The sequence below is a fragment of the Spiroplasma sp. ChiS genome, from assembly GCF_002968355.1.
In the GTDB taxonomy this organism is placed as follows: Bacteria; Bacillota_I; Bacilli_A; order Mycoplasmatales; family Mycoplasmataceae; genus Spiroplasma; species Spiroplasma citri.
Map to the genome: position 1 here is coordinate 54,401 of NZ_PUUH01000001.1, position 13,240 is coordinate 67,640.

The window sequence follows — 13,240 nt, forward strand, 5'->3', positions numbered from 1 at the left end:
CAATGATCCACTAGCAACCCTATATTTAACTAGAAGGTGCTTTTAGCAGGGCAAAATGATATGCTACCAATAAGATTTATTAGTTATTGAATAGAACTTAACTATTAATTTATATGTAAACATATTGTTATTAATGCCACATTATTCTGATGTGGTTTTATTTATGATTAAGGAGAAGAAAAGATGGGAAAAGAACGAATTTTATTTACATCAGAATCAGTATCAGAAGGGCATCCGGATAAGATTTGTGATCAAATTTCAGATGCTGTTTTAGATGCATGTTTAAAAGAAGACCCCTTATCACGAGTGGCATGTGAATGTTTTATTACAACTAATGGGGTTATTATTGGTGGTGAAATTACGACAAAAGCAAAGGTTGATTATGCCAATGTAGCACGGAAAGTGTTAAAAGAAATTGGGTATAATAATGCAGAATGAGGAATTGATTGACAAAATTGTGAAGTTGAAATACTAGTTAAAACACAATCACCAGATATTTCTATTGGTGTTGATAAAGCCGGAGCTGGTGATCAAGGAATTATGTTTGGTTATGCAACAAATGAATCAGATAATTATATGCCGTTAGCAATTTCAATTGCTCATGCCTTAGTAAAGAGAGCAAGTATGCTACGCAAAAAAAGAATGTTTATTGGGGCACGACCAGATATGAAATCACAAGTAACATTAGATTTAACTAATGTTAAACATATTTATATTGATACAATCTTAATGTCAATTCAACATGATGAAGATATTGATGAAGATAAATTTAAGCATTTTGTTATTACAGAAATTATGGAACCAGTTGTGCAAGAATTTAAAATGAATTTAGATTTTAAAGTTTTAATTAATCCAACTGGTCGATTTGTAATTGGTGGGCCAAAAGGTGATGCTGGATTAACAGGACGAAAAAATATTGTTGATACATATGGTGGATATGCTCGTCATGGTGGTGGTGCTTTTTCGGGGAAAGATGGAACAAAAGTTGATCGTTCAGCAGCGTATATGGCGCGTTATGTCGCAAAAAATATTGTTGCAGCAGGACTAACTGAACGATGTGAGATTCAATTATCTTATGCAATTGGCGTCGCTGAACCAATTTCAATTTTTGTTGAAACATTTGGAACTAATTTTGTAACAAATGATATTATTTTGCAGGCAATTAAAGAAAATTTTGATTTTCGTCCACAAGCAATGATTGAAACATTAGATTTACAAAAACCAATTTATCAACAAACTGCAACTTATGGACATTTTGGTCGTTACCATACTGAACTACCATGAGAAAAATTAGATAAAGTTCAAAGTTTAATAAAATATTTACCAGTTGTTTAATTTTTAGATATAATTAACATAAAGAATAAGAGGAGAAAAACTAATGAAGTATAAGTTAATTGCTCTTGATTTGGATGGTACAACAGCAAGGAGAAATCGAATTTCAAAGCAAAATGTTACAGCCATTAAGTGAGCATTGGCAAATGGAATTAAAGTAATTATTGCAACTGGCCGTAGTATTGGTGCCATTAGAAAAGTAGCAAAAAAATTAGGCATTATTGAAAATAAAATGCCAGTAATTGCTTTTAATGGTGGATTAATTTATGATTTTGCGAAAGAAAAGATTATTCAACAAAATGTTTTTTCTAATGATGAATTAATTAATGTTTTTTATCTTGCTAATGAATGTAAAATTCAATTATGAGCATATTCAGTTAAAAATGAGCATTTAGCTTATGTTAATACTAAGCATAGTTTGATTATTAAATGAATGAGTTTTCACACAAAACGAAAAAGAATATTAGTGGGTGAACCTACTGCTTTGTATGATCAAGCTTACAAGTTTGTTGTTAGTGGTAAAAAAGAGAATGTGTTAAAATTTAAAGCAAAACTTTTAGTAAAATATGAATTTAATATTTTTGATTGGTCATATTTACCAAACCAAAGTTTAAATTTAGAAATTAGTCCAAAAGATAGTGACAAAAAAGATGCTTTAGAATATCTTGCTAAAATATATAATATTCAACCAGCAGAAATTATTGCAATGGGGGATGGTTCAAATGATTATGAAATGTTAAAATGAGTTGGTGTTGGAATTGCAATGGGGAATGCCAAAGCGGATATTAAAACTATTTCTGATGATACAACTGCCCATTATCGTCGCTCAGGAGTAGCAAAAGCAATTAATAAATATTTTAAAAAATAAAAAATATCATCAAAACTATTGATATTTTTTTTGTTTTTTTTATAATTAATGTGGTTGTAATTTAAAAACAAAAAGTTTAGTATAACTAAACAAAATTACTAAAGGAGGGGTGTCTATGCTACTAGGAGAAAAAATTAAACTATTACGTCAAAAAAATAATTTAACAATTGAAGAATTAGCAAATCGTTGTGAATTAACGAAAGGCTTTATTAGTCAACTTGAACGCGATATTTCTTCTCCGAGTATTGAAACACTAAAAAGTATTTTAGAAGTTTTAGGCACCAACTTAGCAGATTTTTTTAAACAAGAAAAAAATAGAAAATTCGTTTATGCAGCAGAAGAACATTATAAAGTTGAACAAAATAATTATCGTATTGAATGATTAGTTCCTAATGCACAAGTAAATGAATTAGAACCAATTTTAATTCAAATTAAACCCCAAGGAGAATCAGAACGCATATTACCATTTGAGGGTCAGATTTTTGGTTATGTTTTAAAAGGGACAGTGTTAGTTTATTCTGGACAAAAAGTACAAAAAGCACATACTCGTGATAGTTTTTATTTATATGGTAATAATCAACACTATTTAAAAAACGAAACAAATGAAATTGTTGAAGTATTATGAATATCAACACCACCAATATTTTAAAAGATTAGAAAAGGAGCAGGAGCTTTGGAAACAAATATTTTAGAGTTACGAAACATTTCAAAACAATATGATGGGAAAGTGGTTTTGAAAGGAATTAACTTAAACATTAAAGAAGGAGAATTTGTCACATTACTAGGACCATCAGGATGTGGGAAAACAACAACATTAAGAATTATTGCTGGATTTGAACAACCTAATAGTGGGGAATTATTATTTTTAGGGAAAGACTATTTAAAAACACCCGTTCATAAACGAGAAGTTAATACTGTTTTTCAAAATTATGCCTTATTTCCGCATTTAACTGTTTTTGATAATATTGCTTATGGATTAAAAGTTAAGCGTAATAAATATGATGTTATTGAAACTGAAGTAAAGAAATTTTTACAATTAGTAGGATTAGAAGGCTTTGAAGATAAATCAGTTGAACAATTATCGGGAGGGCAACGCCAACGTGTTGCATTAGCACGAGCATTAATTAATAAGCCAAAGGTTTTATTATTAGATGAACCAATGGCTGCATTAGATGTTAAATTACGAAAAAAAATGCAAGCAGAATTAAAAGCTTTGCAAGGAGAAATTGGAATTACTTTTATTTTAGTAACACATGACCAAGAAGAAGCATTAACATTGTCTGATCGTATTATTGTAATGAATGATGGAGCAATTCAACAAGTTGGTACACCAGAGGAAATTTATAATGAACCAGAAAATTTATGAACAGCACAATTTATTGGTGACTCAAATATTATTTCAAATGCAATTTTTATTAAAGATAATTTAGTAACAATTGATGGTAAAAAAATTGTTTGTGTTGATCGTGGATTTGGTGAAAATGAAAATCAAATTGATATTATTATTCGTCCTGAAGATATTGATATTGTTCCAGTGGGAAAAGGATTCTTTACAGGAACAGTTAAAAGAGTTAATTTTAAAGGAGTTCATTGGGAAATTATTGTTAAATGTAAAGAACGAAAATATTTAATTCATTCAACAGATAGAGTTAAAGAAGGTGACCAAGTTGATATTTCGTGAAATGTTGAAGATATTCATGTTATGTGGAAAGAGATTGATGATTAAGGAGCAAGAATGATGGAAAACAAAAGTAAACCACCAAAAAAGGGTAAAAGATGATTTAAAAAACAAGATAGTAAGGTTAAATCAATTAGTCAACATTTTGCTGCTTGATGTCGAACAAAATATTTAAACATTTATTATCATGCGAAACAAAACAAATGGTTTAAAAGAGGATTTAATCCAATTTTATGGCCATATCTTATCATTATGATTTTGTTAATTGTTGTACCATTATTAATTATTTTATTATATTCATTTATTCAACCAACGGGAAATAGTTTAGGTTTTGAAATTAATTTTAAAAATTTTGTAACTTTTTTTTCAGAGCAAAAATTTGTGATTGCACTTTTCTTAGCTTTAGGATATTCATTAATTGCGGCCTTAATTGCAATTGTGATTGCGTATCCAGTTGCTTATGTGATGGCGTTTTGTAAATCAAAACTATTGTCAAAAAATATTTGAATTTTAGTAACCTTACCAATTTGAATTAATATGTTACTAAAAATTATTGGATTACAAACACTGTTTAATATTATTGCTTCAAATTTACTTGGAACACCAATTTCGGTTGTTATCGGAATGGTTTATGCATTTTTACCATTTATAATTTTACCAATTTATAATAGTTTAGATAAAATTGATACATCATTAATTGAAGCTTCAAAAGATTTGGGAGCAAACGGTTTTAAAACATTTTGAAAAGTTATTTTTCGTCAATCAATCCCAGGAATTATTGCAGGTGGAACATTATTATTAGTTCAAGCAGCAACTTCTTTAATTATTGTTAAATTTATGGGGAATGGTTGAATTAATTTAATTGTTGATGTGATTGAAGCATATTTCTTTAAAGGAGAAAAATTTGGAATTGGCGCAGCAATATCAGTTGTCTTAGCCCTTATTGTTTTTTTAATTATTGTGTTATCAAATGCATTATCAAAATATTTTGAAACAAGAAAGGGGCGTCGCAATGAAAAATTTTTTTAAATCATCTTATATGGCATTAATTATGTTATTCATTTATATTCCGATTATGATTTTAATTTTATTTTCATTTAATAGTGGTGAAAGTATGAGCATTTTTAATGGTTTTTCCGATCGTTGGTATAAACAACTTGCTAATGAACAACCTTTTTTACAAAGTATTATTGTTTCAGTCTTTACAGCGATAATTGCAACTGTTGTTTCAGTTATTATTGGAACTTTAGCTGCAATTGGATTAAGTCGAGCACGCCGAGTTACACAAAAAATGACATTATCAATTACTAATATTCCGTTAATTAATGCTGATATTATTACGGCTGTTTCGTTAATGATGTTATTTATTGCCTTAGGAGCAAACTTTGGAATGTTAACATTAGTTTTAGCACATATTTCATTTGATCTACCATATGTAATTATTACAGTATTACCACGCTTACGGAAAGTTGATCCAAAATTAATTGAGGCTTCATTAGATTTAGGTGCAAAACCATCTCAAACTTTACGAAAAATTATTTTACCAATTTTAAAACCAGCAATTATTGCAGCTGCAGCAATTGCCTTTGCAATGAGTTTTGATGACTTTATTATTTCCTATTTTACTGGTGGTGATGATGTCAATGTTGCAACTTTTATTTATACAATGAAACGAATTAAGCCTTTTATTAATGCTTTTGGAACAATTTGTATTGCAATTATTGGAGTTGTTATTATTGGATGAAATGGGTGAAATGTTTATAAAATTAATTATAATAAATTTCGTCGAGAAATGCTAAAAGGAACTTATAAAGATAAAGATATTATGCGTTATGAAAAAAAATTAGCTTTACTTTATCATCAATTAAATAATAAAAAAATTAATAATGAAAAACAAAAAGAACAATTACGTTGAAAAATTGTTAGACTAGAAAAAAAATACGATAAAAGTGTTTTATGAATTAAGAATAAAAAACAAACTTTTATTGAGCGGCAAGAAACTAAAGAAAATATTAACAAAATATCACGGAAAAAATTCCGTTGATTGGTAAAAAGTTGAAAACCATTGTTACTAGCAACAATTTCAGTTGGTTCAATTGTGTTACTAACAGCAGTTTATATTAAAAATAATATTTATGATTTAGCAGTGGCAAATTGAGGTGAATATATTACTTCCGATTTAATCCGTGATTTTGAAAAAAAATATAATGTAAAAATTAAATATAGTGTTTATGATAGTAATGAAACATTATATAACAAATTATATACGACACATTATGATGTAATGGTTCCAAGTGATTATATGGTGAATAAGTTAGCACAAGAAGGTCGCTTAGAAGAAATTGATTATCAAAAATTAAATGATGTTGATAAGAATTTTAACATTATTAAACCTAACCCAAATTATCATGGACAAGATGTTACAGAACGAACAATGGGAAATGAATATTTTAATGATTTAAATGTTGATATAGCAACAGTACAAAAAACAAATCCAGAATTTTATCAAAATTGTATTGTTCCTTCTACTTTGGATCCAACAACATCAAAATGTTTTGATAAAAATTATGCGGCATCATTAGTTAATGTATTATTAAATGTTTTAAATAAAAATAAATTGAAAAAAGTTATTCTTCAAAGTGGAGAGAGTGAAGTTACTCAAAAAACAATTGTCAATTATAGTTTACCTTATTTTTGAGGGGAAGTATCACTGGTGATTAATCCAACAGAAAGTAACTTAAATTTGTTAAATGATATGTTTGCTAAAGCAAATCAAAATTTACCAACAACAGCTCAAGGTAAATTTGGTTATCAACGTGAAAAGTGAGCATCTAGTGAAAATCGTGACCAAATTAAACTTAATGATGTTAAAAATAATAATGTTATATCAAACGGAATTTCATGAGATATTTTATGACAAGCAGCAGCAAATAAACGAGTTTTAATTAATAATGATCCACGAAATTTATTTATGTTAACTAGTGAAAAGAATTATTTCAAACCAGTGCCAACAACGCAAATGGAGGTTGATCATGGTTACAACGAATTAGCAACATTATTAAAACATAATAATGTTGCCTTAATGAATGATGAGTTAATAAACGCCGTTGGTGATGGACATTTTGATTTTGCTTTTATGTATAATGGCGATGCAATTTATGCTGATACATTATTTGCTAAAAGTCATCAAGAAGCTAGTGGAACAAAATTAATTATTACCCGCCCACGAGCAACAAAGGCGTGAAAACCAGAAACAATTGAAGGAACTAACATTTGAAGTGATAACATGGTTTTATCAAAAAATGCTAGAAATCGAGACTTAGCTTATAAATTTATGAATTTTATTATTCAAAATTCATCCGCATTAACAGAAGAAGCAAATTATACTTCACCGTATCAACAAGTAATAGACTATGAAAATAATTATAATTATAGTAATGGTCATGATCCAGAATCTGGTGCAATGGTTAATTATCAGCGTGATTATGTTCCTGTGGCAAAACTTAATAAGAAGGGAATGTATGTTGCTCAACCAGAAATGGCAGATGGTCCATTTGAGATAACTGATTTAGATAGTTATGTATTAAATAAATATAATATTTTAATTGCTGGAAAAAACTAATAATTATTTTGAAAATAAAAAATAGGAGTCATTAACTTCTATTTTTTTTATTTTTAACATTAAATTTTAATTAACAAAAGGAAAATAAAAATAACATGATTATATAGTAATTTGAAAGTAGGGGAGAACAATTAAAAAGTAGGGGTACTTTATGTTTACAATTTTATTTGGAGTATTAGTTACTTTAATTTATTTCTTATTTTCTTTTCGTGATAATAATTATCAAAAAAATAAAACTACAACAGATTTTAATAATAATATTTATCAAATTGTTTTTACTAATAAATATAATTTGCCATTACTTAACAAAAATATTATTCCAACCCCACTTCAAATAACTGAACAAATGCTTGGCATTTCAATTGAAGAAATTTTATTAAAATTTAATTTTAAGTTCCAAAATTATATGCCAATTAATAAAAATACGTTACAAAAAAAATATCGACAAATGACAAGTATTGGCTTAATTCCAAACCCAAAATATATTAAATGATATCAGCGCCATTTAATTAACAAACAACTTTTAAATCAAGTTTTAATTCCGCAATTTTTACAGTCTTAAATCATAAATATTTTACAATTAAAAATTGTTGATGCAAAAATAATAGTAAATAAATTACAACAATATTTAACAGGAATTTATGTGAAATATTTTAATATTATAAGGTTATTTTGTGTTTTTTAATTTAAAATCTAAATTAAAATTTTTAAAACAAGAACAATTTTTATTGGTGGGTGGTATTATTGGATTTAATTATTTATTATTAATTAATAGTTATTGGTCAATTTTAGTTATTTTAGGTTTAGGTTTTATTTTGATTTGACAACAACAAAAAATTTATTTAGGATTATTAATTTTTGTAATCATTATTTCAGCATTATGTCATTATTATTTGCAACAACCAAGTTTCCAAGAGAACAACATTGTTTATGGTAGAATTCAAAAGCACGGGAATGGTTATTATTATTTGAGTGTTGGTTGAAAACAATATTTTTTAAAAACAACTATTAATTTTAATTTACATGATCAAATTTATTTATAAGGTTATTATTCTAACATTAAATCAGCATCTAATGTGTATGAATTAAATATGCAATCGTTTTTAAATGCTAATAACATTTTTTATCAATTTAATATAACGAAAGTAATTGCTGTTAAACCTGGAAATACGGTTCTTGCTAAAATAACAAAGTTTTTTAATAGTTATGATGACCTAACAAAAGATACGCTTGCTTTATTTTTGTTTGGTCAAAAAGCAAAGACAACGCTTGTTTTATATGATTATTTTATTCAATTGGGTTTTATTTATTTATTAATTGTTTCAGGCTATCATCTTAATATTTTGTTTTATATTTTAACCAAAATTTTTAAGCGTATAATGCGAAGAAAAGGTTATTATTATATAATTTACTTATTCTTATTTTTTTATTTATATTTGTTAAATTTTTCTTTTGCTAGTGTGAAAGCAATTATCTTGTTATCGTTATCACTATTTAATGCTCATTTTTGAAATTATAAATTAACAGCAAAATCAAAATGAAATTTAAGTATTTTATTAATATTATTATTTTTTCCATACAGTTTTTTAGGAAGTGGGTTTTGATATAGTTTCACAATAACATGTCTATTTTTAAACTTAAATTCAAAAACAAAACATTATTATTTTTGACAGAAATTACTATACTATAACTTAATGGCGTTTATTTTTTTACTTGGATGAATGTTATATTTTAGTTATCAATTAAATTTTTCTAGTATTTTATTTAATTTGTTATTGCTCCCAATTTTATCATTAATTTATTTGTTTTCTTTAATAATTGTTTTTATTCCACCATGCTATTTTATTTATCAATATTTTTATTTATTTTTAATCAATTATATGGTGATTTTAAATAAAATTAATTTAATTTGGAATGTTGGTTATGTCCCTGTGTGATATCTTTTTTTATATTATATTCTTTTATGAGGAATAATGAATAAGAGTGAATTTGTAAATAAGATATTTAGAATATTTTGCATTCTGTCAATAATTTGCTATGGTTTACAACCATATTTTACTAGTATTCATTATTCAATGACAATGTTAAATGTTGGTAATGGTCAAACAATTGTTTTTCACGACAAGCGAGCTTGAAAAACAGTTTTATATGATGTTTGTGTGGGATATGGTCGTTCAAAACAATTAGTTAGTAATTATTTAAAATGAGCAGGTATTAATTGAATTAATGCTATTTTTATTTCTCATCACCATGATGATCATAATAATAATTTACCAATTGTAAAAAAATATTTTAATGTTAAACAAGTGATTCAAAATAATACAAAGTTTAGAAAATTTCAATTTGGAGGATTAAAATTTACTGTTTTGCATAAAACAATTAATGATGAGGATGAAAACAATAATAGTTTAGTGCTTTTGGTTAAAATAAATCAATACCAAATTTTATTAACAGGTGATATTAGTAAAAAAAATTGAGATAAATTTATTAAAAGAACAATTATATCCAATCACTTTGTTACAAGTGCCACATCATGGTTCAGAGACTAGTTCAAGTTTAGTATTTTTGCAGAAAATAATGCCAAAAGTTTGTTTTATTTCTGGTGAAAAAACAAAACGCCAAAATTATCCAGCACAAATAGTTATTGAAAATTTAAAAACTATTAGACGCCAAATTTATTTTACAAATGGTAAACAGAATCTTCAATTTAATATTATGTCAGACTCAGCAGCAATTAAATTATTTTAAATCACCAATTTATTTTTTACTTTTATGATAATATTACTTTATCATAGGTTTTAGAATATTTTAAAGGAGTTTTAAAAGATGTTTTTAATATATGGAGAAGATGCTTTTTTAATTAAAATGAAAAAAAATAAGATTTTAAAAAAAATTAATCCTGATAATGATTATGATTTACAAGAATATAATTATTTAGAAGACTCACTACCATCTATTTTGAATGATGCTAACACTATACCAATGTTTTCAGAAAAACGAGTAATAATAGTTAATGATAGTTACTTTCTTACAGAAGAAAAAATTAAGGCAAAAATAGATAATAAAAACAATTTAACAAGTTTAATGGAATATTTAGCAGCCCCAAATCCGAGTACTTTTATTATTTTTATTTGTCCAGTAAATAAGCTTAGTAATCGTTTAAAAATAACTAAGCAAATGCTAGCATTAACTAGTGTTTTAAAGGCAACAAATTTATCATATAATGAATTAATCAAGTTTATTGATGATTATATTACAAAGAATAATGGAACTATTAACCAAAATTTAATTCCTAAGATTGTTGAATATTTGCCAAATAATTTATATATTATTAAAAATGAATTAGAAAAATTGTTATTGATAAATTCAAAAATTACGATGGATTTAATTTCAAATAATATGACAAAATATTTAGATACAGATATTTTTAAATTAGTTGATGATTTACTAAAAAATGATTTAAATAGTTTTTTAATAAATTATCATTATTTACAAGAACGAGGTTTAAATAGTATTGCTTTATTAGCATTAATTACCAATAGTGTTATTTTTACAAGAGACATTATTGTTTTATCTGTTTTAAAGAAAACACCTTCACAAATTGCGGAAATTTTACAAATTCATCCTTTTCGAGTAAAAAAGATTTCAGAACATATGCATAATTTTAGTATTAATAAAGCAAATAATATTATTCAAGAATTATTTTGAATTGATTATAATATAAAAAAAGGTATAATAAGAAGAGAAATTAGTAGTGATTTGTATTTAATTAAATTATTTGATATAAATTAAATTATCACAAAAAGAGAGATGAGGGACATAAATAAATGAAAGAAAATAAATTATATGCCCATATAGTTTATACATTATATAATATCTTTAACGATGATAATATTAAGGCACAAGTAATAGTTAACCCAGATTTTAAAAAATTAGTAATTCAACAAATTTGTAATTTATTAACATTAGAAAAAGAATTTAATGCAAATTTAAATGATAATAAATTTACTTTTTCATTTGCTCAAGTTTTGGCTGATATTACTAATGAATCAGAAATTATTGAAAAGGTTGATGGTGCTACTTTTAATATGTTAGATGAAGAATATGTTGCTTTTGTGCAATATATTGTTTCAAATTTTGCTGTTGAGAAAAATTATATTACAAGAGAAAACATTATCACTAATGAGTTAATTGATGCCACAGCAGATTTTACTGATGAAAAAGCAATTGATAATGCTCGTGAAAAGTTAAATAAAGTTAATGAAGGTGAGGCAGCTGAATCTCAGTCTGAAGTAGGACGACGACCGCCAACAGGAATCGGAGGTATAGGGGCTCTAATGGGCGGTATCGGGTTAGGAGACTTTAGTAATCCAAACAAATTTGATATGTCACAAATGATGCAACAAATGGCAAATATGCCAATTCATCCACGCTTAGATCCACGGTTTTATTTCTATACTTTAAAACCAAAGTATATGCCAATTTTAAAGAAAATTGTTGCTGGTTTTGTTATTTTAGCTTCTGCTTTGTTAGTTTTATTGTGATTTTTAAATTCCTATCTAAATATCCATTTAGAAACAAAAGTAATTATTTATACAATTCCGGGAACTCGTTTACCTGTGATTATAGGTGGTGGGGCTGATAGTGCTTTACATAATACTAACAATAATTTTAGTGAAGTATTTAGCTTTGGTTCAAGATATAAGTTTTTATTAATGCAATCCGCTGGGCTACAAACCTTCTCAGGAATTTTATCGATCTTACCGGGAATTTTCTTGGGTTATGAATTGTTAGGGAAAAAACGTTTTAAACGTGATAATTATGTCGTTAGGTTTTGACCAGTTGTATTATCAATTGTTATTCTTCTTTATTCTTCATTGTCATTAATTCAAGTATTATTACCAAATGCTGTTGAAAAATATTTTAATAGTAGATCGGTACCTAATGGTGGATTTTTAATTCAAAACGATCCACAATTAGCAATCAAAGGGTACTTATTATTACCAGATTCAGATTTAGCTATGACAATTAATAGTTTAGTAAGTGAAGTTTATAATAGTACAACTTACCAAGTATTACGTATTTTTACAATTATTTCAATGATTGCTGGTCTTATTGCTGGTATTATGGTTATTATTTTAGCAGTTTTAGCTCCTAAAACAGACCGTAATAAATTGATTCGTGCCAATACAGAATATCAAAAAGCCGTTACTGCAATGATGAATGGCCAAAAATATGAAATGGATCCAACATTATTTGATGATGAATTTAAGGATGATAATGTTTTTGAAAAAGATGATTCTAATAAATCAAAAGATAAATAAAAAAATCATAACTAGTTATGATTTTTTTATTCTTTTAATATTTACTGTCTTTGTTGAAAAGGATTTTAAAATTAATGTGCTTTAAGCATTAATCTGCTTTTAACATGAGCAGCTTTATTAGCATGATAAATTCCTTTAGTAACTGCTTTGTCAACTAAAGTAATTGCAGTATTAACTAATTCTGATGCGTTTGCTTCTTGTGCGGTAATAGCGATTTCTGCTTTTTTGATTGCTGTTTTTACTGATGATTTAAAAGATTTATTTGCTAAGTTAGTTTTTGAATTTGTTTTAACTCTTTTAATTTGTGATTTAATATTAGCCATTTTTGCTCTCCTTTCAACTTTTAAGACACAAATTAATTATAGCAAATAGATAAAAAAGTGTAAAGAAAAGTAGTACTTTTTTTAACATTTTAT

The 13,240-nt window shown here is 26.2% G+C and carries 13 protein-coding genes; 12 read left to right on the forward strand and 1 reads right to left on the reverse strand.

All coding sequences use genetic code 4. The features are described from left to right. Positions 1-183: 183 nt before the first annotated feature. The 12 genes from metK to C6B38_RS00320 all read left to right on the forward strand — a co-directional run bounded on the left by metK (position 184) and on the right by C6B38_RS00320 (position 12,824). On the forward strand, positions 184-1,335 hold the full coding sequence (metK, locus tag C6B38_RS00275; RefSeq protein WP_105298204.1) for a methionine adenosyltransferase: 1,152 nt from the start codon (positions 184-186) through the stop codon (positions 1,333-1,335). A 43-nt stretch (positions 1,336-1,378) separates the two neighbouring features. After that, entirely contained in the window at positions 1,379-2,200 is an 822-nt protein-coding gene (locus C6B38_RS00280) for an HAD family hydrolase (RefSeq protein ID WP_105298205.1), read from the forward strand. 115 nt (positions 2,201-2,315) lie between these two features. Further along, on the forward strand, positions 2,316-2,849 hold the full coding sequence (locus C6B38_RS00285; protein ID WP_105298206.1) for a helix-turn-helix domain-containing protein: 534 nt from the start codon (positions 2,316-2,318) through the stop codon (positions 2,847-2,849). 24 nt (positions 2,850-2,873) lie between these two features. Next, a complete protein-coding gene (gene potA / locus C6B38_RS00290; RefSeq protein WP_105298207.1) occupies positions 2,874-3,926 on the forward strand; it encodes a spermidine/putrescine ABC transporter ATP-binding protein in 1,053 nt (350 codons plus the stop codon). Between the two features lie 9 nt (positions 3,927-3,935). Beyond that, positions 3,936-4,907: a spermidine/putrescine ABC transporter permease gene (potB, locus tag C6B38_RS00295; protein WP_233485431.1), complete on the forward strand. Its 972-nt coding sequence runs from the start codon at positions 3,936-3,938 to the stop codon at positions 4,905-4,907. Continuing rightward, the gene (locus tag C6B38_RS00300; protein ID WP_105298209.1) at positions 4,891-7,500 is read left to right on the forward strand and encodes an ABC transporter permease subunit; all 2,610 of its coding nucleotides are present in this window, start codon (positions 4,891-4,893) and stop codon (positions 7,498-7,500) included. The genes potB and C6B38_RS00300 overlap by 17 nt, the downstream gene beginning before the upstream one ends. 151 nt (positions 7,501-7,651) lie before the next feature. After that, positions 7,652-8,062, forward strand: a complete 411-nt coding sequence (locus C6B38_RS00305; protein WP_233485432.1) for a hypothetical protein — start codon at positions 7,652-7,654, stop codon at positions 8,060-8,062. Positions 8,063-8,174: 112 nt separating this feature from the next. Beyond that, complete coding sequence (locus C6B38_RS10820; RefSeq protein WP_233485433.1) at positions 8,175-8,543, forward strand: hypothetical protein; 369 nt, start codon at positions 8,175-8,177, stop codon at positions 8,541-8,543. Positions 8,544-8,576: 33 nt separating this feature from the next. Then, entirely contained in the window at positions 8,577-10,049 is a 1,473-nt protein-coding gene (locus C6B38_RS00310; RefSeq protein WP_233485434.1) for a ComEC/Rec2 family competence protein, read from the forward strand. Between the two features lie 28 nt (positions 10,050-10,077). Further along, the gene (locus C6B38_RS10825; protein ID WP_233485435.1) at positions 10,078-10,248 is read left to right on the forward strand and encodes a hypothetical protein; all 171 of its coding nucleotides are present in this window, start codon (positions 10,078-10,080) and stop codon (positions 10,246-10,248) included. Between the two features lie 78 nt (positions 10,249-10,326). Beyond that, positions 10,327-11,292: a DNA polymerase III subunit delta gene (holA, locus tag C6B38_RS00315; RefSeq protein ID WP_105298210.1), complete on the forward strand. Its 966-nt coding sequence runs from the start codon at positions 10,327-10,329 to the stop codon at positions 11,290-11,292. 35 nt (positions 11,293-11,327) lie between these two features. Then, on the forward strand, positions 11,328-12,824 hold the full coding sequence (locus C6B38_RS00320; RefSeq protein WP_105298211.1) for a hypothetical protein: 1,497 nt from the start codon (positions 11,328-11,330) through the stop codon (positions 12,822-12,824). Between the two features lie 71 nt (positions 12,825-12,895). Here the strand turns inward: C6B38_RS00320 and rpsT are convergent, their stop codons facing one another. Continuing rightward, the gene (gene rpsT, locus C6B38_RS00325; RefSeq protein WP_105298212.1) at positions 12,896-13,147 is read right to left on the reverse strand and encodes a 30S ribosomal protein S20; all 252 of its coding nucleotides are present in this window, start codon (positions 13,145-13,147) and stop codon (positions 12,896-12,898) included. Positions 13,148-13,240: the final 93 nt, after the last annotated feature.